The 23,475-nt window shown below is 62.7% G+C and carries 16 protein-coding genes; 10 read left to right on the top strand and 6 right to left on the bottom strand.

The genetic code is table 11. The features are described from left to right. Nucleotides 1–51: 51 nt before the first annotated feature. Nucleotides 52–1,335: a GTPase ObgE gene (obgE, locus tag DWY95_RS09415; RefSeq protein ID WP_097792044.1), complete on the top strand. Its 1,284-nt coding sequence runs from the start codon at nt 52–54 to the stop codon at nt 1,333–1,335. A 74-nt stretch (nt 1,336–1,409) separates the two neighbouring features. Then, nucleotides 1,410–1,814, top strand: coding sequence for a ribonuclease III domain-containing protein (locus DWY95_RS09410; RefSeq protein ID WP_097792045.1), 405 nt, complete (start codon nt 1,410–1,412; stop codon nt 1,812–1,814). Between the two features lie 108 nt (nt 1,815–1,922). Here DWY95_RS09410 and DWY95_RS17205 read toward each other — a convergent pair whose 3' ends face one another. Continuing rightward, the gene (locus tag DWY95_RS17205) at nt 1,923–2,096 is read right to left on the bottom strand and encodes a hypothetical protein (protein ID WP_187116972.1); all 174 of its coding nucleotides are present in this window, start codon (nt 2,094–2,096) and stop codon (nt 1,923–1,925) included. 86 nt (nt 2,097–2,182) lie between these two features. On the opposite strand from DWY95_RS17205, the gene DWY95_RS09405 reads away from it, so the two are divergent. From DWY95_RS09405 to DWY95_RS09395, 3 genes are all read left to right on the top strand, one after another. Continuing rightward, nucleotides 2,183–3,730 (top strand): RsmB/NOP family class I SAM-dependent RNA methyltransferase, encoded by a 1,548-nt coding sequence (locus DWY95_RS09405; RefSeq protein WP_118553322.1) that lies wholly within the window; start codon nt 2,183–2,185, stop codon nt 3,728–3,730. Between the two features lie 179 nt (nt 3,731–3,909). Continuing rightward, complete coding sequence (locus tag DWY95_RS09400) at nt 3,910–4,647, top strand: YebC/PmpR family DNA-binding transcriptional regulator (protein WP_097792047.1); 738 nt, start codon at nt 3,910–3,912, stop codon at nt 4,645–4,647. 232 nt (nt 4,648–4,879) lie between these two features. Next, nucleotides 4,880–6,574: a PASTA domain-containing protein gene (locus tag DWY95_RS09395; RefSeq protein ID WP_118553321.1), complete on the top strand. Its 1,695-nt coding sequence runs from the start codon at nt 4,880–4,882 to the stop codon at nt 6,572–6,574. 109 nt (nt 6,575–6,683) lie between these two features. On the opposite strand, the gene DWY95_RS09390 is transcribed toward DWY95_RS09395, so the two are convergent. The 5 genes from DWY95_RS09390 to DWY95_RS09370 all read right to left on the bottom strand — a co-directional run bounded on the left by DWY95_RS09390 (nt 6,684) and on the right by DWY95_RS09370 (nt 17,220). Further along, on the bottom strand, nt 6,684–8,162 hold the full coding sequence (locus DWY95_RS09390) for a glutamate synthase subunit beta (RefSeq protein ID WP_118553320.1): 1,479 nt from the start codon (nt 8,160–8,162) through the stop codon (nt 6,684–6,686). Nucleotides 8,163–8,177: 15 nt separating this feature from the next. Then, the gene (gene gltB, locus DWY95_RS09385) at nt 8,178–12,713 is read right to left on the bottom strand and encodes a glutamate synthase large subunit (RefSeq protein WP_118553319.1); all 4,536 of its coding nucleotides are present in this window, start codon (nt 12,711–12,713) and stop codon (nt 8,178–8,180) included. Nucleotides 12,714–12,953: 240 nt separating this feature from the next. Further along, complete coding sequence (gene hcp, locus DWY95_RS09380) at nt 12,954–14,525, bottom strand: hydroxylamine reductase (protein ID WP_118553318.1); 1,572 nt, start codon at nt 14,523–14,525, stop codon at nt 12,954–12,956. 233 nt (nt 14,526–14,758) lie between these two features. Further along, entirely contained in the window at nt 14,759–16,111 is a 1,353-nt protein-coding gene (gene gdhA / locus DWY95_RS09375; protein ID WP_118553317.1) for an NADP-specific glutamate dehydrogenase, read from the bottom strand. Between the two features lie 275 nt (nt 16,112–16,386). Continuing rightward, the gene (locus DWY95_RS09370) at nt 16,387–17,220 is read right to left on the bottom strand and encodes an Mrp/NBP35 family ATP-binding protein (protein ID WP_179859487.1); all 834 of its coding nucleotides are present in this window, start codon (nt 17,218–17,220) and stop codon (nt 16,387–16,389) included. A 177-nt stretch (nt 17,221–17,397) separates the two neighbouring features. On the opposite strand from DWY95_RS09370, the gene DWY95_RS09365 reads away from it, so the two are divergent. The 5 genes from DWY95_RS09365 to DWY95_RS09345 all read left to right on the top strand — a co-directional run bounded on the left by DWY95_RS09365 (nt 17,398) and on the right by DWY95_RS09345 (nt 23,380). Further along, the gene (locus DWY95_RS09365) at nt 17,398–18,972 is read left to right on the top strand and encodes an oligosaccharide flippase family protein (protein WP_118553316.1); all 1,575 of its coding nucleotides are present in this window, start codon (nt 17,398–17,400) and stop codon (nt 18,970–18,972) included. Between the two features lie 146 nt (nt 18,973–19,118). After that, nucleotides 19,119–21,017, top strand: a complete 1,899-nt coding sequence (locus DWY95_RS09360) for a nucleoside-diphosphate sugar epimerase/dehydratase (protein ID WP_097792054.1) — start codon at nt 19,119–19,121, stop codon at nt 21,015–21,017. 49 nt (nt 21,018–21,066) lie between these two features. After that, a complete protein-coding gene (locus DWY95_RS09355) occupies nt 21,067–22,362 on the top strand; it encodes a diaminopimelate decarboxylase (RefSeq protein WP_097792055.1) in 1,296 nt (431 codons plus the stop codon). 18 nt (nt 22,363–22,380) lie between these two features. Further along, nucleotides 22,381–22,776: a hypothetical protein gene (locus tag DWY95_RS09350; protein ID WP_097792056.1), complete on the top strand. Its 396-nt coding sequence runs from the start codon at nt 22,381–22,383 to the stop codon at nt 22,774–22,776. 178 nt (nt 22,777–22,954) lie between these two features. Further along, nucleotides 22,955–23,380 (top strand): hypothetical protein, encoded by a 426-nt coding sequence (locus DWY95_RS09345; RefSeq protein WP_118553315.1) that lies wholly within the window; start codon nt 22,955–22,957, stop codon nt 23,378–23,380. Nucleotides 23,381–23,475: the final 95 nt, after the last annotated feature.

Genomic DNA, 23,475 nt, shown 5'->3' with positions numbered 1-23,475 from the left:
CCTGCCCACATGAGGGGAGGCGAAACGGAGAGGCTGATAAGGAGGGCCTGTATGGCAGCACAAACCAACTTTATCGACATCGCCACCATCTGGCTCCACGCGGGCAAGGGCGGCGACGGCGCGGTGAGCTTTCACCGCGAAAAATTCGTGGCAGCAGGCGGCCCGGACGGCGGCGACGGCGGCCGCGGCGGCGACATCATCTTTGTGGTGGACGACCACCTGACCACCCTGATGGATTTCCGCTACAAGCGCAAGTATGTGGCCCCGGAGGGCGGCAAGGGCGGCGCGAGCCTGTGCCACGGCAAAAACGCCGAGAACCTCGTCATCAAGGTGCCGCTGGGCACGGTCATCAAGGACGCCGAGAGCGGTCTTGTCATTGCCGACCTGTCCGACCACACCCCCGTCACTGTGGCAAAGGGCGGCCGCGGCGGCTACGGCAATGCACATTTTGCCACGCCGACCCGCCAGATCCCCAAGTTTGCCAAGCCCGGTGTGCCCGGTGAGGATATCCAGGTCACGCTGGAGCTGAAGCTCATCGCCGATGTGGGCCTGATCGGCTTCCCCAATGTGGGCAAGTCCACCCTCATCTCCACCATCAGCGCGGCCAAGCCGAAGATCGCCAACTACCACTTCACCACTCTGGTGCCCACGTTGGGCGTGGTATCGGTGGGCGAGGGGGCCAGCTTCGTCTGCGCCGACATCCCCGGCCTGATCGAAGGTGCCAGCGAGGGCATCGGCCTGGGCCATGACTTCCTGCGCCATGTGGAGCGCTGCCGTCTGCTGCTGCATGTGGTGGATGTTTCCGGCAGCGAGTGCCGCGACCCCATCGAGGACTTCGAGAAGATCAACGAGGAGCTGGCAAAGTTCAGCCCTGCGCTGGCCGAGCGCCCGCAGATCGTGGTGGGCAACAAGTGTGACCTGGCCACCGAGGAGCAGATCGAGACCTTCAAGAACTACGTGGAGGGCAAGGGCCTGACCTTCGTGCCCATCTCTGCCGCCACCATGCAGGGTGTGCGGGAGCTGCCGGGCCTGGTCTACAACCGCCTGAAGGATATCCCGGCCATCCCGGTCTTCACCGCAGAGTACAAGAAGCCGGAGCCCAAGGCAAACGACCGCGCCTTTACCATCCAGCGGATGGAGGCCCACGTCTGGAGCATCGACGCCCCCTGGCTGGAGTATATCCTGGCGGGCAGCAATGTGGACGACTACGAGAGCCTGCAATACTTCCAGCGCCAGCTGGGTGAGAGCGGCATTTTGGATGCCCTCGTCGAGAAGGGCGTTCAGGAAAACGACACCATCCTCATCGGCGAGTATCAGTTCGATTATATCTTCTAATCATACCGCAATTTGGCTCCCCTATCAGGGGAGCTGTCAGCGCCTGATAGCGCTGACTGAGAGGTTTGACTCCAATGAATGAAATGGAAACCATCGACCCCCGTGAGCTCAGCCCGCTGGCACTGGCCTTTGTGGGCGACAGTGTGCTGGAACTGCTGGTGCGCACCCGTCTGGCACGGCACCACCGGCTGTCGGCAGGCAAACTGAACACCGAAAAGGTCAAGTATGTCTCGGCGCGGGCCCAGTTCCGCGAGGAGCAGCTGCTCGAACCCCTCTTCACCGAGGACGAGCTGGCTGTGTTCAAGCGGGGCCGCAACGCCAGCAAGGCCAGTGTGGCAAAACACGCTTCGCCGGAGGAATACCGGGCTTCCACCGGCTTTGAGTGCCTGCTGGGGTGGCTCTACCTTACCGGCCAGATGCCGCGCGTCGAGGAGCTGTTCGAGAAGCTGTGGGCCGATTTTGACCCGAACCAGAAGTAAAACGCGAAAGCCCGCTGCTTTCCGCACTGGAAAACAGTGCAGGGAAGGCAGCGGGCTTTTCTCTGTGAAATGGGCACTGGCACGCGAAGCGTGACGGAGAGGTTCTGGTTACTTGCCCTCGTCGTCGGCACCCTTGGTGTACTGGTTGGGGTGCTTGTGCTCGTTGGTGGCACGGTTCTCGGTGCGGTCGTCCGTGCGGTTCTCGGTGCGGTTGGAAGTGCGGTTCTGGCTCTTGCAGTTGTTGGTGCGGTTGCTGGAACGGTTTTCGGTGCGGTCGTTCATCGTCATGTCTCCTTTCGCGAGGGGGTCTGCCCCTCACACCCTTAGTCTTGCCGCCCGATGCGGCTTTATACATGGGAGGAACGTTCATGTCTACGGAATATTTTGAGCGCCGGGAGCGGGCGCTGCTGGGCGGGCGGTACGAGGCGCTGTACGCGGCACCCACCGAGAACGCGGCCCGCGGGGTGACGGTCTCGGCGCTGCGCACGACGCCGGAGGCGTTTGCCGGGAAGGCCGACTTCCCGCTCCGGCCATCGCCGTTCTGCAAGGCGGGCTTCGTGGTCGAAGAGGCTGCCTTCAAACCCGGACGCCACCCATACCACCATGCGGGCGTGTTTTACTCGCAGGAGCCGTCAGCATCCTCTGCCGCACCGCTGTTGGGCGTCCGGCCGGGGATGCGGGTCCTGGACCTGTGCGCCGCGCCCGGCGGCAAGAGCAGCCAGCTTGCTGCCGCACTGGGCGGCTGGGGCCTGCTCGTTAGCAATGAGTATGTGCCCGCCCGCGCAGAGGTGCTGAAGAGCAATCTCGAACGGATGGGCGTGGCGAATGCCGTCGTCCTCAACGAGGACACCGCCCGCATCGCTGCCGCCCTGCCGGAGTTCTTCGACCGTGTCCTCGTGGATGCGCCCTGTTCCGGCGAGGGGATGTTCCGCAAGGAGGCGGTGGCCGTCACCCAGCACTGCGAAGCGCTGGTTCAGCAGTGCGCCGCGCTGGGTGCGCAGATCCTGGACAACGCCGCCGTCGTCCTCGCGCCGGGCGGGGAGATGATCTACTCCACCTGCACCTTTGCCCCCGAAGAGGATGAAGGGCAGGTGGCCGCGTTCCTGGCCCGGCACCCGGAATTTGCGCTGGCGGATGTGTTTGGCAATGTGGACTACACGTTTGGCAGTGCGGGCGAGGCCAACCGTACCGGCGGTCTGCCGCTGGATGTGAGCAAAGTGCGCCGCATCTGGCCCTGTCAGGGCGGCGAGGGCCATTTCATTGCCCGGCTGGTCAAGGCGGGCACTCCCCGTGCTTTGTCCGCACCGGGCTGTTATCCCCCCGAAGAGCAGCTCTGGCTGGCGGCTGCCGCTGAGCAGAACCGGAAGCAGAAGCCCGGTAAGGGCAAGCCTGCCCGCTCGGAGCGCGGCGATGCCCGTGCATCCCGCCGGGAGAACGCCCGCGCCCTCCGGGATGCGGTGCAGGGCAGCCGCCGCCGCGAAAGCGCCGCGGCAGGGGAGAGCGTGACGCCCGCCCAGAGCCTCGCGGCCTGGAACGCGTTCGCCCAGCAGTATTTTCCGGCCCTCGCAGACCGTCCCGCCGTGGTCCATGGCGGCGGTGTGCTGCTGCCTGCGGCCTTCCCGCAGACGGGTCTGCATGTCCTGCGCGCAGGCGTCTTTGTGGGCAGTGTGCAGAAGGGCCGCTTTGTGCCCGAACACCACCTCTTCACGGCGTTCGGTGCCCAGTGCACCAACCGCGAGGAGCTGGCGCTTGCCGACCCGCGTGTGGTCGAGTACCTGTCGGGCCGGGAGATCGCCGCTGCCACCGCCGCCGACGGCTGGTGCTGTGTCACGGTGGACGGGTTCCCCCTCGGCGGCGGCAAAGTGTCGGCCGGGCGGGTCAAAAACCATTATCCCAAGGCGCTGAGGCTGCTGTAAAACAGGCGTCGGACCCTGCTTTTTTGCCGGATTTTGGCGCAAAACCCCCGGATAAGGCTTGAACGCGGTAGGGGATTGTGCTACAATAATAGAGTTAGATTTTGTGTGCTGCCACAAGCGGGCGACCACAGCCCGTCTGCCCGCAGGCGGAGATTTCGATAGAACTTTAGGAGGTTCCCATGTCTGGACATAGCAAATGGAACAACATCAAGCGCAAGAAGGAGAAGACCGACGGCGCCAAGGCAAAGGTCTTTACTAAGATCGGCCGCGAGATCAGCGTCGCCGTCCGTACCGGCGGCCCCAACCCGGCTTCCAACAGCAAGCTGGCGGACCTGATCTCCAAGGCAAAGCGCATGAGCGTGCCCAACGATAACATTCAGCGCATCATCAAGAAGGCCGAGGGCGGCGACAAGACCGAGTACGAAGCCATCACATACGAAGGCTACGGCCCCGGCGGCGTTGCCGTCATGGTCGAGACCCTGACCGACAACCGCAACCGTACCGCTGCCGATCTGCGCCACTACTTCGACAAGAACGGCGGCAACCTGGGCGCAATGGGCTGCGTGGGCTTCCTGTTCAGCCAGAAGGGCGTTATCGACATCTCTCTGGAAGACAAGGACGCCGACGAGGCCATGATGGACGCTCTGGACGCCGGTGCAGAGGACTTCGATGCAGGCGAGGATGCTGCTGAGATCACCACCGACCCGGAGAACTACTCGGCTGTGGTCAAGGCCATGGAGGAGAAGGGCTACGAGATCTTGAGCGATGACCTGGCCATGGTCCCCATGACCACCACCCGCCTGACCGACCCCGATCAACTCAAGCTCATGGGCAAGCTGCTCGATGCTCTGGAGGACAACGATGACGTCCAGAACGTCTGGCACAGCCTGGAGAACGAAGAGGACCTGCCGGAATAAGCTCCAGCAAGCCGAATTTCTCCTGAAATAAGACGCTACAAAGCCGCTTTTTGTGCTGCAAGGCACGAAAGGCGGCTTTTGCTGTATGGCGGGAACGTGCAAAACCGCTGTTTTGCTGTGACAGACGGGCAGCGGAAAAAGATAAAAAACAGTTCTCGGCTCGCACGGCCCTTTTGCTGCGGGCCAAGATGTGTTATAATAACAGAAAAGCACATCCGAAGGAGGCCTTTCCATGACCATCATCTGCCCTTACTGCCTGTCCGAGCTGAGCGAGCGCACGGCGGCCTGTCCGCAGTGCGGCGGGCGCTTTGAGGGCCGCAACCCGGTGGGCACCCTGCCGGTGGGCACGGTGCTGGGCGGGCGGTATACCGTCGGCGAGATCGAACAGGTGGACGGCGAAGGCATCCTGTACCGAGGCGCAGAGAACCATGGGCGCTTCCGGGTGACCATCAAGGAGTATCTGCCCCTGACGCTGGCGGCAGAGCGCGGCACGGATGCAACCCTGCGGCCCAAACTGGGCAGCGAGGTGCTGTTCAAGACCACCCGGATGGATTTTGCGGACCTGTACCGCTCCATCCAGCGCATCACGCCCGCCAACGGACTGGAAGCCGTGCTGGATGTGTTCGAGGAAAACAACACGGTCTATGCCGTGATGGAGAACCCCGGCGGGGTGCCGCTGGGCCGCTGGCTGGAGACGCATCCCGGCCGGTTGTCGCCGGAGCAGGTCTGCGCGATGCTGCAGCCGGTGTTTGACGGCGTGGCGGCGATGCACCAGGTGGGTCTGGTGCATCGGGGCATCTGCCCGGAGAACATCCGGGTGCTGGAAAATGGCCGCGCCCGGCTGACGGGCTACGCTACGGTCGGCCTGCGCACAGCGGGCAGCGGTCTGCACGAGCAGCTGTATGAGGGCTACTCGGCCCCGGAACAGTATTCGACCACCGAGTTTGAGGGCCGCTACACCGACGAATACAGTCTGGCTGCGGTGGTCTACCGGATGGTCTGCGGGCAAAGCCCGGTCCCGGCAGCGCAGCGGCTGGTGTCGGATTCGAACCCGCGCGCCCGCACGTTGGAGCCGTCGGTGCCGGAGTACCTCTCTGAGGTGCTCTGGCTGGGCCTGAAGCTGAAGCCGGTGGAGCGCATCCAGACCGTGCCCCAGCTGTTCAAGGCGCTGACCTCGCGGGAGTATACCGAGGAGCTGACCCGCAGCCTGCCGCGCCCTGCGCCCCGGCAGCTGACCCTGCCGGACGAGGAACAAAAGCAGCACATGCTCAGCCTGCGGAACCTGCTGGCGGCCATCCTCGTTCTGCTGGCCATCCTCATCCTGCTGATGCTGTGGGGGATGGTCTCGCAGGGGCTGCACACGGCCAAACCGCCTGCGGCGTCCTCGTCGGTGTCGGCACCGGAAAGCACGGTGCTGGAAGAACCCGTCACGCTGGTGCCGAACTTTGTCGGGATGGATTACGACGCGCAGGTGCGGAACAATCACAATTATGTGGGCGACTATCTCTTCTATGTGACGCTGGAATACAGTGACACGGTGGAGAAGGGGAAGATCATCCGGCAGGAGCCGGAGGCGGGCGATGTCATCGAGAAGGGCGGCACCGTGAGCCTGGTGGTCAGCAAGGGGCCGCAGCTGGTGCAGATGCCCGATGTGATCGGGTTCACGCAGGAAGGGGCCGTCAGCGAGCTGGAGAGCCGGGGCCTGACGCCCAGCTGCTTCATGGTGGTCAACGATGGCTCCTATGCGGCGGGCTGCGTCGTCTCGTGCAGTGTGGACGCAGGCACCTCGGTCGAGGTAGGCAGCGTCATCACCGTGTATATCGCGGCGGACCCCAGTGTGGAGATCACCGCCGAACCGCCCGCCGCGTCGGATTCCGACAGCGCGAGCAGCGCCTCTTCGGGGGAAACACCGGCAGACGACACCTAACACCTAATATGATACGGACTGAAACAAAACAGCAGAAGCGGGAGCCTCGTGGGAGGCTCCCGCTTCTGCTCGTTTAGGATAGGAAAAGAGGATGGCTTGGTTCAGGGGGTCACAGGTTGGTGTAACCCATGAGGTAGCGGTCTACCTCGGCGGCGCAGTCGCGGCCCTCACGCAGGCCCCAGACCACCAGGCTCTGGCCCCGGCGCATATCGCCGCAGGCGAAGACCTTTTCCACATTGGTGCGGAAGTGGTCGGTGTCCACACAGCCGCGGCCCGTCAGGCTGACGCCGAAGGCATCGGCCACATAGTTCTCGCAGCCCACGAAACCGGCGGCGATGAACGCCAGCTGGCAGTCGTAGGTGAACTCCTCGCCGGTGGGCACCATGCTGGTGCGGCCGGTCTCCGGGTCACGCTCCGGCTTCAGATAGGAGATGACCGCGCCGGTCAGGTTGCCGGCGTCGTCGGTCAAAAACTCTTTCACGGTGGTCTGGTAGACGCGGGGGTCCTTGCCGAACTTGGCGAGGCACTCGGTCTGGCCATAGTCTACCTTGAGCACCTTCGGCCACTCCGGCCAGGGGTTGGAGGCGGCCCGCTCTTTCGGGGGTTGCGGCATCATCTCCAGAGCCACCAGATCGGTGCAGCCCTGCCGCAGAGCCGTGCCCTGGCAGTCGTTGCCGGTGTCGCCGCCGCCGATGACCAGCACATTCTTGCCCGCCGCATGGATGGCCCGGCCGTCGGCAAACTGGCTGTCCAGCAGGCTCTTGGTCACGCTGGTGAGGTAATCGACCGCGAAGTGGACGCCGTTGGCGTTCCGGCCGGGGACATTCAGGTCGCGGGCCTTTTTGGCACCGCAGCAGAGCACGACGGCGTCGTAGCGGTTCAGGATGTCTTCTGCGGCCACCGCCCCGCCGATGTCCATGTTGGTGCGGAACTCGACGCCCTCGGCCTGCATGATCCTGATGCGGCGCTCGATGACAGATTTGTCCAGCTTCATGTTGGGGATGCCGTACATCAGCAGGCCGCCCACCCGGTCGGCGCGCTCAAACACCGTGACGGCGTGGCCCCGGATGTTCAGATACTCGGCCACCGACAGGCCGGACGGGCCGCTGCCGATGACGGCCACGCTCTTGCCGGTGCGGGCCGGGGGCGGGGCGGCATGGAGCCAGCCCTTGGCGTAGCCGGTCTCCACGATGGCGTGTTCGTTCTCGCGGACGGTGACGCTGCTGCCGGTCACATCGCCGCAGGTGCAGGCGGCCTCGCACAGGGCGGGGCAGACCCGGCTCGTGAACTCCGGGAAGCGGTTGGTGGCGCGCAGGCGGTGGAGCGCCAGCTCCCATTTGCCCTGATACACCAGGTCGTTCCACTCCGGGATGAGGTTGTTCAGCGGGCAGCCGGAGGCCATGCCGCCGATCATCATACCGGCCTGGCAGAAGGGGACGCCGCAGTCCATGCAGCGTGCCGCCTGGGTCTGCTGCTCCTCGCGGGAGAGCCAGATGTGAAATTCATTGAAGTTTTCGATGCGCTCCAGCGGCGGAACGTCCGAGCTGGTCTTGCGCTTATAATCCATAAATCCAGTGGTCTTGCCCATAACAGTTCCCCCTCCTTACTTCTTCTTCTGCACAGCGTAGAATGCTTCGATCTGTGCCTGTTCGCCGTCGAGGCCGCGCTCCTCCATGGAAGCGATGACCCGCAGCATCCGGTCGTAATCGTAGGGGAGGACTTTCTTGAACTTGGGCAGATACTCACTGAAGTTGTCCAGGATCTCTTTGCTGCGCGGGGAGCCGGTGGCTTCCACATGCTCGCGGATCAGCTCCTTCAGGGTGGCAACATCGTACTTATGCTCCACGGGTTCGAGGCTGACCGTCTCTTTGTTCACCCGCTGGTAGAAGTCCCAGTTCTCATCCAGCACATAGGCGATGCCGCCGGTCATGCCGGCTGCAAAGTTCTTGCCGGTCTGGCCCAGCACGACGACGGTGCCGCCGGTCATGTACTCGCAGCCATGGTCGCCGACGCCCTCCACAACGGCCGTTGCGCCGGAGTTGCGGACGCAGAAGCGCTCACCGGCCACGCCGGAGACGAAGGCCTTGCCGCTGGTGGCACCATACAGGGCGACGTTGCCGGTGATGATGTTCTCCTCCGGCTTGTAGGTGATGCCCTCCGGCGGGCGCACGACGATCTTGCCGCCGGACAGGCCCTTGCCCATGTAGTCGTTGCAGTCACCGGTCAGCTTCAGGGTCAGGCCCCTGGGGATGAATGCACCGAAGCTCTGGCCGCCCGCGCCGGTGCAGTTGGCGGTGTAGACGTCATCGGGCAGGGAATCGCCATACTTGCGGGTGATCTCGCTGCCGAAGATGGCACCGAACGCACGGTCGGTGTTAGAAACATCCAGCGTGACGCTCTGGGGCGTTTTGCTGCTGAGCTTGAACTTCTTCATCAGCACCTTCATGTCGAGGGTGTTTTCGAGGTGGAAGTCGTAGGTGTCCGCCGGGACGAAGTGCACGTTGCTGTTGGCGATGGCCGGGTTGTGCAGGATGCAGTCCAGGTTCATCTTGGCCGTGCGGCTGCCGGGGGCGCTGGGCTTGACGTGGAGCAGGTCGGTGCGGCCCACCAGTTCGTCGATGGTGCGGACGCCGAGCTTGGCCATGTACTCCCGCAGCTCTTGGGCCACGAAGGTCAGATAGTTGATGATGTATTCGGGCTTGCCCCGGAAGTGCTTACGCAGTTCGGGGTTCTGGGTGCAGATGCCCATGGGGCAGGTGTCCAGATTGCAGACGCGCATCATGACGCAGCCCTCGCACATCAGCAGGGTGGTGCCGAAGCCGAACTCCTCTGCGCCCAGCATACAGCTGATGGCGACATCGCGGCCGGAGAGCAGCTTGGAGTCGCTCTCGATGCGGACGCGGCTGCGCAGGCCGTTCAGGATCAGGGTCTGGTGGGTCTCGGCGATGCCCAGCTCCCAGGGCAGACCGGCGTTCTTGATGGAGGTGCGGGGGGCAGCACCGGTGCCGCCGTCGTAGCCGGAGACCAGGATGACCTGTGCGCCGCCTTTGGCAACACCGGCGGCAATGGTACCGACACCGGCCTCGCTGACCAGCTTCACGTTGATGTTGGCGTGACGGTTGGCGTTCTTCAGGTCATAGATCAGCTCGGCCAGATCCTCGATGGAGTAGATGTCGTGGTGGGGCGGGGGAGAGATGAGGCCCACACCGGTGGTGCTGTGGCGGGTCTTGGCGATCCAGGGATACACCTTGGCACCGGGCAGGTTGCCGCCTTCGCCGGGCTTTGCACCCTGCGCCAGCTTGATCTGGATCTCCTCTGCAGAGACGAGGTATTTGCTCGTGACGCCGAAGCGGGCAGAGGCCACCTGCTTGATCTTGGAGTTGCTCTCGCTGTGGTAGCGGCCTTCGGGTTCGCCGCCCTCGCCGGTGTTGCTGCGGCCGCCCAGGCGGTTCAGCGCGATGGCAATGGTCTCGTGGGCCTCACTGCTCAGAGCGCCGTAGCTCATGGCCGCGGCCTTGAACCGCTTGACGATGGACGATACCGGCTCGACCTCCTCGATGGGCACACCGCCGTTGGGGTCGTAGTTGAAATCGAGCAGGCTGCGCAGATGCATACCCTCCTCGCCCATGTTGTCCACCGTGCGGGTGAAGTCCTTGAAGGCCTTATAGTCGTTGGTCCAGCAGGCTTTCTGGAACAGGTGGATGGTCTGCGGGTTGAACAGATGCTCTTCCTTGCCGCTGCGGAACTTGTGGGCACCGCCGTCGGAAAGCTCCATGTTGATGTCCAGTCCCAGCGGGTCGAAGGCCGCGTTGTGCTGAGCCTCGACGTCGGCCTGGATGTCTTCCAGACCGATGCCGCCCACACGGCTGACCGTACCGGTGAAGTATTTGTCGATGACGTCCTTCGAGATACCGACCGCCTCAAAGATCTGGCTGCTCTGGTAGCTCTGGATGGTGGAGATGCCCATCTTGGAGGCAATCTTCACGATGCCGCTCAGGATGGCCTTGTTGTAGTCATCCACGGCAGCGTAGTAGTCCTTGTCGAGCAGGCCCTGGTCGATGAGCTGGCCGATGGTCTCGTGGGCCAGATACGGGTTGACGGCGCAGGCACCGTAGCCCAGCAGGGTGGCAAAGTGGTGTACCTCGTGCGGCTCGGCGCTTTCCAGAATGAGGGCCAGCGCGGTGCTCTTCTTGGTGCGGATGAGGTACTGCGAGACGGCCGACACGGCCAGCAGGCTGGGGATGGAGACATGGTATTCGTCGATGTCCCGGTCGGACAGGATGATGATGTTGGCACCGTCCTTATATGCGCGGTCCACTTCCAGGAAGACGCGGTCGATGGCCTTTTCCAAGCTGGTATTCTTGTAGTAGTTGATGGAAACGGTCGCGACCTTGAAGCCCGGCACGTTCATGTATTTGATCTTGAGCAGGTCGGTGGAGGTCAGAATGGGGTTGTGGACCTTGAGCACCTTGCAGTTTTCGGGCTTGTCTTCCAGCAGGTTGCCATGGGCACCCACGTAGACGCTGGTGGAGGTGACGACTTTCTCCCGGATGGCGTCGATGGGCGGGTTGGTCACCTGCGCGAACCGCTGCTTGAAGTAGTTGAACAGCGGCGGGTGCTGGCCGCTCAGCACGGCCAGCGGGGTGTCGGTGCCCATCGCGCCGGAAGGCTCTGCGCCCAGCCGGGCCATGGGGAGGATGAGGTCCTTGACCTCTTCGTACTTGTAGCCGAACACCTTTTGCAGGCGGGTCAGCTCCTCGCCGGTGTAGCTGGGCACCTTGATGTTGGGGATCTTCAGGCTCTTGAGCTGGACCAGATTGCGGTCGATCCACTCGCCGTAGGGCTCGCGGCTGGCGTAGTATTCCTTCAGCTTCTCGTCATCGACGACCTCGCCCTTGACGGTATCCACCAGCAGCATCTTGCCGGGGCGCAGGCGGTCTTTCTTCTCGATGTCGGCGGGGTCGCAGGGGAGGACGCCCACCTCAGAAGAAAGGATCATCCGGCCGTCCTTGGTGATGTAGTAGCGGCTGGGGCGCAGACCGTTGCGGTCCAGCACGGCACCCACGACATCGCCATCCGAGAAGAGGATGGCGGCGGGGCCGTCCCACGGCTCCAGCATGGTGGCGTAATACTGGTAGAAATCGCGCTTTTTCTGGCTGATGTGCTTGTTGTTCTCCCACGGCTCCGGGATGGTGATCATCACGGCCAGGGGCAGGTCCATGCCGTTCATCACCATGAACTCCAGCGCGTTGTCCAGCATGGCGGAGTCGGAGCCGGAGGTGTTGATGATCGGCAGGATCTTGTTCATATCCTCCTGCATGATGGGGCTGGCGATGGACTCCTCACGGGCCAGCATTGCGTCGGTGTTGCCCTTGATGGTGTTGATCTCGCCGTTGTGCAGGATAAAGCGGTTCGGGTGGGCGCGCATCCAGCTGGGGTTCGTGTTGGTGGAGAAACGGCTGTGCACCATGCCGATGGCGGATTCATAATCCTCGTCCTGCAAATCGAGGTAGAACAGGCGCAGATCGTGGACCAGGAACATGCCCTTGTACACGATGGTGCGGCTGGACAGGCTGGGCACATAGGTGCCGTTGCTGGCCTGCTCGAACACGCGGCGGACGATGTAGAGCTTGCGGTCAAAGTCGATGCCCTTGCTCACCTTGGCGGGCTTTTTGATGAAGCACTGCCAGATGGCGGGCATACAGTCGCGGGCTTTCTGGCCCACGGCGTCGGGGTTCACGGGGACCTCGCGCCAGGCGAGGAACTCCAGCCCCTCCTTGCGGGTGACGAGCTCGAACAGCTTCATGGCCTGAGCACGCAGGTGCTCGTTCTGCGGGAAGAAGAACATGCCAACGCCATATTCGCGCTCATTGCCGAGGCTGACGTTCATCTCTTCCGCGACTTTGGAGAAGAACTTGTGGCTGATCTGCAGCATGATGCCCACGCCGTCGCCGGTCTTGCCCTCAGCGTCCTTGCCGGCGCGGTGCTCCAGCCGCTCGACGATGGACAGTGCATCGCTGACGGTCTGGTGGCTCTTGCGGCCCTTGACGTCCACCACAGCGCCGATGCCGCAGGCGTCGTGCTCAAACTGGGGGTCATACAGGCCGAGGGGCGTGGAGTTTTCCGTATAATGTTCCATTGCCTTTCCCATCCTTGTCGTAAAATCAAAATCCTCACCACTGCGGCACATTCCGCAGTGTCTGACACGGAAAAACAAAAAAGACGCCCCAAAGGGGCAGACTCTGCCCCTTTGGAACGCCTTTGTTCCGGTACCTATAATTATACTGAACGCTGAAAATTTTTCAAGCGACAGTTGCACCAAACGTGAAAGCGCAATCGCAGCGCATCTTGTGCGGTTTGATGATGAGATGAAACGGATTCATCCTTCGCCCAAGATCGCTTTCAGGTCCTGCTCCGGTGTCGTGACGGCCATCAGATTGTACTTTTCCTGCAAAACGCGCACCACGCCCGGCGAGAGGAAGGCGGGCAGGGTAGGGCCGAGCCGGATGTTTTGGATGCCCAGCGCCAGCAGTGCGATGAGGATGCAGACGGCCTTCTGCTCGAACCAGCAGAGCACCAGCGAGAGCGGCAGGTCGTTGACGCCGCACTGGAACGCATCGGCCAGCGCCAGCGCGATCTGAATGGCGCTGTATGCGTCGTTGCACTGGCCCACATCGAGGATGCGGGGCAGGCCCGCCACGGTGCCGAGATCCAGGTCGTTCAGGCGGAATTTGCCGCAGGCCAGCGTCAGGATCACGGTGTCGGGCGGGGTGAGCTTGGCGAACTCGGTGTAGTAGCGGCGGGAAGGCCGGGTGCCGTCACAGCCGCCCACCAGGAAGAAATGGCGGATCTGCCCGCTTTTCACGGCCGCAACGATCTCATTGGCGTGGGAGAGCACAGCGCTCCGCGCAAAGCCGGTCACGACGCTGCGCCCGCCGTTGATGCCGGGCATGGCGGTGTCTTCCGGGTAGCCCCCTAGTTCCAGTGCTTTGGCAATGACGGGGGAGAAATCCCGCTCTGGCCCGATGTGCGGGACGCCGGGATAGGACACCACCGAGGTGGTGAACACCCGGTCGGCGTAGCTCTCCCGCAGGGGCATGATGCAGTTGGTGGTGAAGAGGATCGGGGCCGGGATGTCCTCAAACTCCCGCTGCTGGTTCTGCCAGGCTGTGCCGAAGTTGCCCTTCAGATGCGGGTACTTCTGCTTCAGCTCCGGGTAGCCGTGGGCGGGGAGCATTTCCGAGTGGGTGTAGACGTGGATGCCTTTGCCCGCCGTCTGCTCCAGCAGGCACTTCATGTCGTAGAGGTCGTGGCCGGAAATGACGATGAACGGCCCTTTCTCGATGACGAGCGGCACCTCCACCGGCTCCGGCTGGCCGAAGGCCCCGGTGTTAGCGGCGTCCAGCAGCTCCATGCAGCGGTAGCTGGCCTTGCCGGTCTTCTGCACCAGTGCCCAGAGGGTGTCGATGGAGCATTCGCTGCCAACGGCCTGCAATGCTTCGCAGAAGAAGCGGTCCAGCTCCGGGTCGATGTGGCCCAGCACCCGCGCATGGTAATTGTACGCTGCCATGCCGCGCAGGCTGAACAGGACGAACGATTTCAGACTACGGATGTCCTCGTCCGGCTCGTGCCAGAGGTTTGCCATGTCGTAGTCGAACCCGATGCCGGGGCAGGCCGCGTGGACGCTCTCGGTCAGCTGGTCCACGGTCTGCGGGTCGAAGTTCACGTTGGTGATGGTGGTGAACAGCCCTTCCATCAGCAGCAGTGCCTGTTCCGGGGCGGGGGCCCGCCCCTCGCCGATGAGCTGGCTGGCGTAGGAGATGAGTGCGCCGGTCAGGCGGTCCTGCGCCGCTGCGGTGTCCGCGCTTTTGCCGCAGACACCGGCCTTACCGGTACAGGCAGTGCAGTGCGCCGCCTGCTCGCATTGAAAACAAAACATCTGTTCGTCCATTTCAGAACCCTCTCTTCGCTTGATGTGGTCAGTATGGACGGGTTGGCGGGGCTTTATACAGGCCGCACGAGGGGAGTTTTCTCGGCGAGTATCCGAGGTGGGGCCCCGCTTGCGGGGCGGGCATGGAATGCCCGTTGACTCGCCGGGAAAAGCTCCCGGAGATGCGGCCAGCGAATCGATACAAAAAGAGCCGCGCTCTTGCGAACGCAGCTCTTGAAAATGCTTTGGAACAATTAGTAGGTGATGCCCTGTGCCATCATGGCGGTAGCGACCTTCAGGAAGCCGGCGCAGTTTGCACCGACCATCAGGTTGCCCTCGGAACCAGCGGCAACGGAAGCGTCATAGGAAGCGTGGAAGATGCCCTCCATGATGCCCTTCAGCTTTGCATCGACCTCTTCGAAGGTCCAGCTCAGGCGCTCGGAGTTCTGGCTCATCTCCAGGCCGGAGGTGGCCACGCCGCCGGCGTTGGCAGCCTTTGCAGGTCCGTACAGAACACCGTTTGCCAGATAGACCTCGATGGCCTCCGGGGTGCTGGGCATGTTGGCGCCTTCGCAGACGACGGTGCAGCCGTTCTTGACCAGAGCCTCAGCGGACTCCTTGTTGATCTCGTTCTGGGTCGCGCAGGGCAGGGCGATGTCGCAGGGGACGGTCCAGACCTTGCTGCAATCGGCCACATAGGTTGCACCCTCGTGGGTCTCAGCATACTCCTTGATGCGGCCGCGGCGGACTTCCTTCAGATCCTTGACGTAAGCCAGGTCGATGCCGTTGGGGTCGTAGACGTAGCCGTTGGAGTCGGACATCGTGACGACCTTGCCGCCCAGCTGGGTGGCCTTCTGGCAGGCATAAATGGCGACATTGCCGGAACCGGAGATGACCACGGTCTTGCCGACAAAGCTGTCGTTGCGCATGCACTTCAGGGCCTCGGCGGTGAAGTAGCACAGGCCGTAGCCGGTTGCCTCGGTACGGGCCAGAGAACCACCGAAGGTCAGGCCCTTGCCGGTGATCATGCCGCCCTGGAAGCTGTTGGTCAGGCGCTTGTACTGGCCGAACAGATAGCCGACCTCGCGGCCGCCGACGCCGATGTCACCGGCGGGGCAATCCACGAACTGGCCGATGTGGCGGTACAGCTCGGTCATGAAGCTCTGGCAGAAGCGCATGACTTCCATGTCGCTCTTGCCCTTGGGGTTGAAGTCCGAGCCGCCCTTGCCGCCGCCCATGGGCAGGGTGGTCAGGCTGTTCTTGAAGGTCTGCTCAAAGCCCAGGAACTTCAGGATGCCCTGGTTGACAGAGGGATGGAAGCGCAGACCGCCTTTGTAGGGGCCGATGGCGCTGTTGAACTGCACACGGTAGCCGCGGTTGACCTGGACCTTGCCTTCGTCATCGACCCAGGGCACACGGAAGCTGATGACACGCTCCGGCTCGACCAGACGCTCGATCAGGCCGGCCTTCTCATATTCGGGGTGCTTCTCCACGACGGGCTGGATACTCTCCAGCACCTCGCGGACAGCCTGCAGAAATTCGGGCTCATTGGCATTGCGCTGAGCCAGACCATCGTAAACACGCTTCAGGTATTCATTCGTCAACATAATCGAATACTCCTTTTCCCAGTATACTTTCACCGGTTCTGCCAAACAACTTGCAGAACACTTTATCATTATAAAGCTTTCTGTGGCGATTTACAAGAGAAGCGGAGCAGAAAATCTTTCAAAAAAACAGAAGAAAAGATGAACCCGCTTCACAAAAACATCCGGCCGCTGCAAAAACGGCGCAGCAGCTTCTGTTTTGCGGCAGACCGGCACCCAAAAAGAATGCCTTTTGCGGGGGAAAAGGCCCGGCGCAAAAGGCAGAGAAACCAGCGTGTTTACTTCTTCAGCAATTTCTCACAGGCATCGGCGGCACCTTCCAGGTACTCGCCGCCGTAGGTCTCGATCATGCCGGCATCGGAGAGGGCGGCCAGCTGCGGGTCGATGGGGCACTTGGCCAGAACGGGCAGGTGGTGCTTTGCAGCAACCTCGTCCACATGGCTGTTGCCGAACACACTGATGTGCTTGCCGCAGTCGGGGCAGACGATGTAGCTCATGTTCTCGACGATGCCGAGCATGGGCACCTTCATCATCTCGGCCATGTTGACGGCCTTGGCCACGATCATGCTGACCAGCTCCTGCGGGCTTGCCACGACGACGATGCCGTCCACCGGCAGGCTCTGGAAGACGGTCAGGGGCACATCACCGGTTCCCGGAGGCATGTCCACGAACAGGAAATCGACGTCCTTCCAGACCACATCGGTCCAGAACTGCTTCACCGCACCGGCGATGACGGGGCCGCGCCAGACGACGGGGTCCTCTTCGTTCTCCACCAGCAGGTTGATGCTCATCACGTCGATGCCCATCCGGCTCTGGATGGGCCAGCAGCCCTTCTCGTCGGCCATGGCACGGCCATGGATGCCGAACAGCTTGGGGATGGACGGGCCGGTGATGTCGGCGTCCAGAATGCCGCAGTGGTAGCCGCGGCGGGCCATGGCGCAGGCCAGCAGAGCGCTGGTCATGCTCTTGCCGACGCCGCCCTTGCCGGATACGACGCCGATGACCTTTTTGACGCTGCTGTTGGGGTTGGGGGCATCGTGCTGCGGGGCAGCCTCGCGGGAAGAACATGCTGCGCTGCAGGTAGAGCAGTCATGGGTGCATTCTTCGCTCATACTCTCATAAGGCCGATCCGGGTGGGATGCGGCCTTTCCTCCTTCGTTGATGTTTGGGAAAAATCTCTTGACCGGCTCCTATCATACCATAAAACCAGAAGAGAAACAACCCACACGGCGGCTCATATTTTGCAAAGCGGTGCCCATATAATAAAAGGAAGAAGGGGAGGTGCGGCGATGCGTCCGAGCTACCTGAAGAACGCGGCCCTGCTCACGGGGGCGGATGTGGTGCTCCGGCTGGCCGGGATGGGGCTGCGCATCTGGCTGGCCAATGCGCTGGGCGGCGAGGGGATGGGCCTGTACCAGCTGGTGCTGGCGGTGTACTCGCTCTTCGTCACGCTGGCGACGTCCGGTGTCTCGGTGGCGGCCACCCGCCTGATGGCCGAGGAGCTGAGCCGCAGCCGGGCCGAGGCCCGCGGGATGCTGCTCCGTCTGCTGGGGGCGGCGCTGCTGCTGGGCAGCGCTGCGTGGGCGGGGCAGTTCGGTCTGGCGGAGCTGGCCGCAGCGTGGTGGCTGGGTGATGTCCGCGCCGCCGGTGCGCTGCGGGCGGCGGCATTCGGCCTGCCCTGGATGGCGGTCTCTGCGGTGCTGCGCGGCTTTTTCATTGCCCGGCGGCAGGTCGGCCCCAACGTGGTGAGCCAGCTCGTGGAGCAGGCGGTCCGCATCTCGGCCATCTGGTTCGCGCTGGAGCGGGGCCGTGCGCTGGACGTGGGCGGCAAGTGCACGGTCGTTCTGGCGGCAACGGCCCTCAGCGAGACGGTCTCGGCCTGCCTGATGCTTCTGTTTTACCGGCGGGAGGCGGTGTCCGCATTCGGTGCGGGCCCGGCCCGACGCCCCATGGACCCGGCAAAGCGGCTGTGGGAGATCCTCTGGCCCGTGGAGGGCGGGCGCTGCCTTGCTAGCGCGCTCCACACGGCGGAGAACATGCTGGTGCCCGCCTGCCTGACGGTCTATCTGCTGGATGCCGGGGGCCGCAGCGCCGCCGTGGCCCAGTATGGAAACCTGAAGGGGATGGCCCTGCCCCTGCTGACCTTTCCGTTCGGGCTGCTGGGGAGCCTGTCGGTCCTGCTGATGCCGGAGATCACGCAGGCGCACATCCGGGGCGAGACGGGGCGGCTTTCGGCGCTGCTGGACCGGATGCTCCGGCTCACGGGCTACTTCTCCGCGCTGGCGGGGGCGGTGTTCTGGGTGTGGGGAGCAGCGGCTGCCCGGCTGTTCTACGGGCCGGATGGGGCCGAGGCGGGCTTCTATCTGACCGTGCTCGGCCCGGCGATGCCGCTGATGTATCTGGAAAGCATGGTGGACGGTGCCATGAAGGGGGTAGGGGAGCAGAAGGCCGTGTTCCGGTACAGCCTGTGGGATGCCGTGCTGCGCATCGCGGGGGTGATGGTGCTGCTGCCCCGGTTCGGGATGAAAGGCTTCCTGTTCGTCATCCTGCTGTCCAGCGTATATACCTGCCTGGCCAACACGGCCCGTCTGCTGCGGGTCAGCGGGATGCGTCCGGCGCTGATGCGCTGGCTGGGGGCACCGCTGCTGGCGGCGGGCGTGTCGGCCGGGGCGGGGGTGTTTCTCCGGGAAATGCTGTCCGGCTGGCAGGCCGGGGAGATGCCGGAGCAGCTGGCGGCGCTGTGCATCGGCTGCTGCGGCATGGGGCTGGTGGGGCTGGCCGCCGCCTGGCCGCTGGGTCTGGGGGCCGAGGTGCGGGCCGCGCTCCACCCGGACCGGGCCCGGCAGAAGGCGAAAAAAGCGTGAAATCGACCCGGACGATGAAATCTTCTGGACACCGGGGCACGAAACGAGTATAATACAATGGATACCATGGTGCAGCAGGCTCTCTTCCCGCTGGCCTGGAAAATGAACCGGCGCAGAACGAGCGCCGAAGATAAAGAGGATTTTCTGTGAAGAATATCAAAAAAATTACGCCGCAGGTCGGGCTGCGCCGGACGTTTCTGGTGGTGCTGGATGCGGCGCTGATCCTGTTCAGCTTTTATTTTGCGCTGTTGCTCCGCGCAGACGGTGCGGTGGAAGCAGCCTGGTGGCCCCATAACCGGGCCCTGCTGTATGAGAACCTGCCCTGGATTACGGCGCTCTATCTGATCAGCTTTCTGGTGGGCGGGCTGTACTCCATCTTGTGGAAGTACGCGGGCGAGCGCGACCTCATCCGTCTGGCGGGCATGATCGCAGTGCCCACGGCAGTGGTCTACTTCGTGAACCATGGCCTCATCCACGGCGTGTTGTTCGACTCGGCCAACGCGATGGCGGCGGTGCTCATCTTCCTGCTGGTGGGCGGGAGCCGCCTTGCCTGGCGGCTGTTCCTGAACCACCCCATTGGCGAGCGGGTGCGCGGCGTTCCGTCCAAGGACCCGAACCGCCCGGTGCTGATCGTGGGCGCAGGCGAGGCCGGTGCGTGGGCGATCAATGTCTGCAAATCCAACGAGAGCTACGGCCACCCGGTCGCCGCTGTGGACGATGACCCGGCCAAGTTCGGCCAGACCATCCACGGCGTCCCGGTGCGGGGCACACTGGAGCAGATCCCGCAGGTCTGCGAGAGATACAACATCCACAGCATCATCATCGCCATCCCGACGCTGCAGGGCAGCCGACTGAACCATGTCATTGACCTCTGCGTCTCCACCCACTGTGCGGTCCAGATCCTGAGCGACCCGCAGCTGGTGGGCACCGGTGCGCCGCAGCAGAATGCGTTTCGCGAGCTGAACACCGCCGATTTCCTCTCCCGCGAGGAAGTCACGCTGGACATGGAGCAGATCTCCGGCTACCTGACCGGCAAGACCGTCCTCGTCACGGGCGGCGGCGGCTCCATCGGCAGCGAGCTCTGCCGTCAGGTGATGCGCTTTCAGCCTGGCAAACTGCTCATCTTCGATATCTACGAGAACTGCGCCTACGAGCTGCTGATGGAGCTGCAGCAGAAGTATGGCCGGGACATCCCGGTCACGGTGCTCATCGGCTCCATCCGCGACAAAAAGCGTCTGGACGAGGTATTCGAGACGTATCATCCCACGGTGGTCTTCCACGCGGCGGCGCACAAGCATGTGCCGCTGATGGAGGTCAGCCCGGCGGAGGCCGTCAAGAACAACGTGCTGGGCACGAAGAATCTGCTCACCAGTGCCAGCGAGCACGGCGTGGAGCGGTTCGTCCAACTCTCCACGGACAAGGCCGTCAACCCCACCAGCGTCATGGGCTGCACCAAGCGCATCTGCGAGATGCTCATCCAGACCTTTGCGGGCAACACCGACATGAAGTGTGTGGCAGTCCGCTTCGGCAATGTGCTGGGCAGCCACGGCAGTGTCATCCCGCTGTTCGAGGCGCAGATCAAAAAGGGCGGCCCCGTCACCCTGACGGACCCCAACATCGAGCGCTATTTCATGACCATCCCGGAGGCAGCCCAGCTGGTGCTGCAGGCCGGTGCCCTGGCCGAGAGCGGCAGCATCTATGTCCTGGATATGGGCGAGCCGGTCAAGATCATCGACCTGGCCAAACAGCTCATCCGCTTCTACGGCTACGAGCCGGGCGTGAACATGGAGATCAAGGTCGTGGGCCTGCGCCCCGGCGAGAAGCTCTATGAGGAGCTGATGATGGACGAGGAGCAGGACAAGATGCGCCGCACCGAGCACAACAAGATCTTCGTTGCGCCGCCGAAGGACATCGACCTGGCCCGGTTCTACACGCAGCTGCAGGATCTGAGCGCGGCAGCGGCCCACAACGACGAGGGCGTCGTGAAGCAGCTGGCCGAGATGATCCCGACGTTCACGCCCACCCGCGGCAACCTCAAGACCTGATACCGCACCGACGTGTCGGTGACACTATAAAATGTGAGGGAAGTATATTATGGAAAAGAAACCGTTTCTGACCGAAGCGCAGGCCCAGGAGATCCTCCAGGACGTGCCCACCCCGTTCCATGTCTACGATGAAAAGGGCATCCGCGAGAATGCCCGCCGCATCAACAAGGCGTTCAGCTGGAACAAGGGCTTCCGCGAGTATTTCGCCGTCAAGGCGCTGCCCAACCCTGTCATCCTGCAGATTTTGAAGGAAGAGGGCTGCGGTGTGGACTGCTCCTCCCTGACCGAGCTGATGCTCAGCGAAGTCTGCGGCTTTACCGGCAGCGACATCATGTTCTCCTCCAACCAGACTCCGGTGGAGGATATGAAGAAAGCCTACGAGCTGGGTGCCTACATCAACCTCGATGACGCCACCATGGTGGACTTCCTCGACCGTGTGGCCGGTGTGCCGGAGAACATCTTCTGCCGCTACAATCCGGGCGGAACGTTCCAGCTGGGCGAGAGCGAAGAAGGCTTCCAGGTCATGGACAAGCCCGGTGATGCCAAGTACGGCATGACCGAGGAGCAGATGATCGAGAGCTACAAGAAGCTGATGCAGAAGGGCGCAAAGAACTTCGGCATCCACGCCTTCCTGGCCTCCAACACCATCTCCGACGCCTACTATCCGGAGCTGGCCGGCATCCTGTTCCAGCTGGCGGTCCGCGTCCAGAAGGCTACCGGTGCGCACATCGCCTACATCAACCTGTCCGGCGGCGTGGGCATCCCGTACCGCCCCGACCAGACCGAGAACGACATCATGGCCATCGGCGAGGGCGTCCGCAAGAAGTTTGAGGAGATCCTGGTCCCCGCCGGCATGGGCGATGTCGCGATCTTTACCGAGATGGGCCGCTTCACCACCGGCCCCTACGGCGCGCTGGTGGCCACTGCCATCCACGAAAAGCACATCTACAAGGAGTACATCGGTCTGGATGCCTGCGCGGCCAACCTGATGCGCCCGGCCATGTACGGCGCTTACCACCACATCACTGTGCTGGGCAAGGAACATGCGCCCTGCGACCACAAGTACGACGTGGTCGGCGGCCTGTGCGAGAACAACGACAAGTTCGCCATCGACCGGATGCTGCCCAAGATCGACATCGGCGACCTGGTCTATATCCATGACACCGGTGCCCACGGTTCGGCCATGGGCTACAACTACAACGGCAAGTTGTGGTGCGCCGAAGTGCTGCTCTGTGAGGACGGCTCCCACCGTCTCATCCGCCGTGCCGAGACCCCGCGCGACTACTTCGCAACGCTGGACTTCCTGCCCTTCATGAAGCCGCTGTTCGAGGGCTACGACGACTAAACTGGAACGAGGTGCGCTATGTTTTTCGGATTTCAACTGACCTGCGGTCTGATGATGGTCTTTTACGGCTACACGGTCATGAAGAACCCTCGCGTCTGGGGCGAACAGGGCCGCCGGGCCGTCAAGGCGGAACATTTCGACGAATACTGCCGGCAGAACGGCCTGTTTTTCCTGAAGGCGGGCTGCATCATGTCGGTCATCGCTGCGCTGGACGCTCTGTTCACGCTGGATGCAGTGCTGTACGTGCTGCTGTATCTGTTCGGTCTGGCGTTCTCGTTCTATCCGCTGGTCAAATGGTGCCGCGAGAACGAGGGCTTCTCCTGGCCCTGGCCCCGCGTCGAAAGCGAGAAAAAGCGCATCCGGAAACTCCGCGCCGAGCAGGAGCAGCAGAAGTCGGAGACGGAAGAAAAGTGAACACCGGGGATAAAACGTGAAATCCTCGTGAAACCGCTGTACGCGAAGCGCAAAAACTTCGCTGTGCGGCGGTTTCATACGTTTGGGCAAAAGTTTCGTCTCTTGACAGATTTTTCAGCAGCCTCTATAATGGGAATAAATGGACCCCTCTCGAACAATCATTTGGAGGTAAAGAAAAATGATGACTTATCCCAACAGCTACGCACTCCTCAGCGAAGAGGAATTGGAATATACGACCGGCGGCGCACTCGACGCAGAAACGGTCGGCAACTGGATCTCGACGGCAATGAACGTGACCATGGGCGTACTTGCTATCGTGAACGTTGTGAATGCCATCAAGAAAGGCCAGATCAGCAGTGTGCTGGCGTCGGTTCTTGGCACCGGTGCGGGTCTGCTGGCCTATGTGAACATTGCGAACATCGGCTCTGTTGCAGCGCAGGTGCAGAAGCAGTATCCGGAGCAGTACCCCGAAGAAGAGGGCACCATCAACGGCAACCTCATGATCGACTCCGCCAAGATCTACTTCAGCTCGCTGGGCGGTGCACTGCTCGGCGTCGCCAACGTGGGCGCAGCAGCAGGCGCTCTGTATTTCTCCTTCGTCTGAGTGCATAAAAATCAGGGGGCCGCTGCAAAATAGCGCCCTGAAAAACATTGCAAAAGACCCGGAACCTTTTCAGAGCAGAAATAGCTCAGAAAGGG

This window comes from Faecalibacterium sp. AF28-13AC (assembly GCF_003478405.1).
GTDB classification, from domain to species: domain Bacteria; phylum Bacillota; class Clostridia; order Oscillospirales; family Ruminococcaceae; genus Faecalibacterium; species Faecalibacterium prausnitzii_E.
This window is presented reverse-complemented; position numbering and strand designations above follow the sequence as displayed.

Excerpts from the sequence above, each read along its gene's own strand:
- gltB (WP_118553319.1), bottom strand. The coding sequence starts at position 12,713 with ATGGAACATTATACGGAAAACTCCACGCCCCTCGGCCTGTATGACCCC.
- DWY95_RS09350 (WP_097792056.1), top strand. The coding sequence starts at position 22,381 with ATGTTTTTCGGATTTCAACTGACCTGCGGTCTGATGATGGTCTTTTAC.
- DWY95_RS09390 (WP_118553320.1), bottom strand. The coding sequence starts at position 8,162 with ATGGGCAAGACCACTGGATTTATGGATTATAAGCGCAAGACCAGCTCG.
- DWY95_RS09345 (WP_118553315.1), top strand. The coding sequence starts at position 22,955 with ATGATGACTTATCCCAACAGCTACGCACTCCTCAGCGAAGAGGAATTG.
- DWY95_RS09400 (WP_097792047.1), top strand. The coding sequence starts at position 3,910 with ATGTCTGGACATAGCAAATGGAACAACATCAAGCGCAAGAAGGAGAAG.
- DWY95_RS09370 (WP_179859487.1), bottom strand. The coding sequence starts at position 17,220 with ATGAGCGAAGAATGCACCCATGACTGCTCTACCTGCAGCGCAGCATGT.
- obgE (WP_097792044.1), top strand. The coding sequence starts at position 52 with ATGGCAGCACAAACCAACTTTATCGACATCGCCACCATCTGGCTCCAC.
- gdhA (WP_118553317.1), bottom strand. The coding sequence starts at position 16,111 with ATGTTGACGAATGAATACCTGAAGCGTGTTTACGATGGTCTGGCTCAG.
- DWY95_RS09365 (WP_118553316.1), top strand. The coding sequence starts at position 17,398 with ATGCGTCCGAGCTACCTGAAGAACGCGGCCCTGCTCACGGGGGCGGAT.
- DWY95_RS09395 (WP_118553321.1), top strand. The coding sequence starts at position 4,880 with ATGACCATCATCTGCCCTTACTGCCTGTCCGAGCTGAGCGAGCGCACG.
- DWY95_RS09410 (WP_097792045.1), top strand. The coding sequence starts at position 1,410 with ATGAATGAAATGGAAACCATCGACCCCCGTGAGCTCAGCCCGCTGGCA.
- hcp (WP_118553318.1), bottom strand. The coding sequence starts at position 14,525 with ATGGACGAACAGATGTTTTGTTTTCAATGCGAGCAGGCGGCGCACTGC.
- DWY95_RS17205 (WP_187116972.1), bottom strand. The coding sequence starts at position 2,096 with ATGAACGACCGCACCGAAAACCGTTCCAGCAACCGCACCAACAACTGC.
- DWY95_RS09405 (WP_118553322.1), top strand. The coding sequence starts at position 2,183 with ATGTCTACGGAATATTTTGAGCGCCGGGAGCGGGCGCTGCTGGGCGGG.
- DWY95_RS09355 (WP_097792055.1), top strand. The coding sequence starts at position 21,067 with ATGGAAAAGAAACCGTTTCTGACCGAAGCGCAGGCCCAGGAGATCCTC.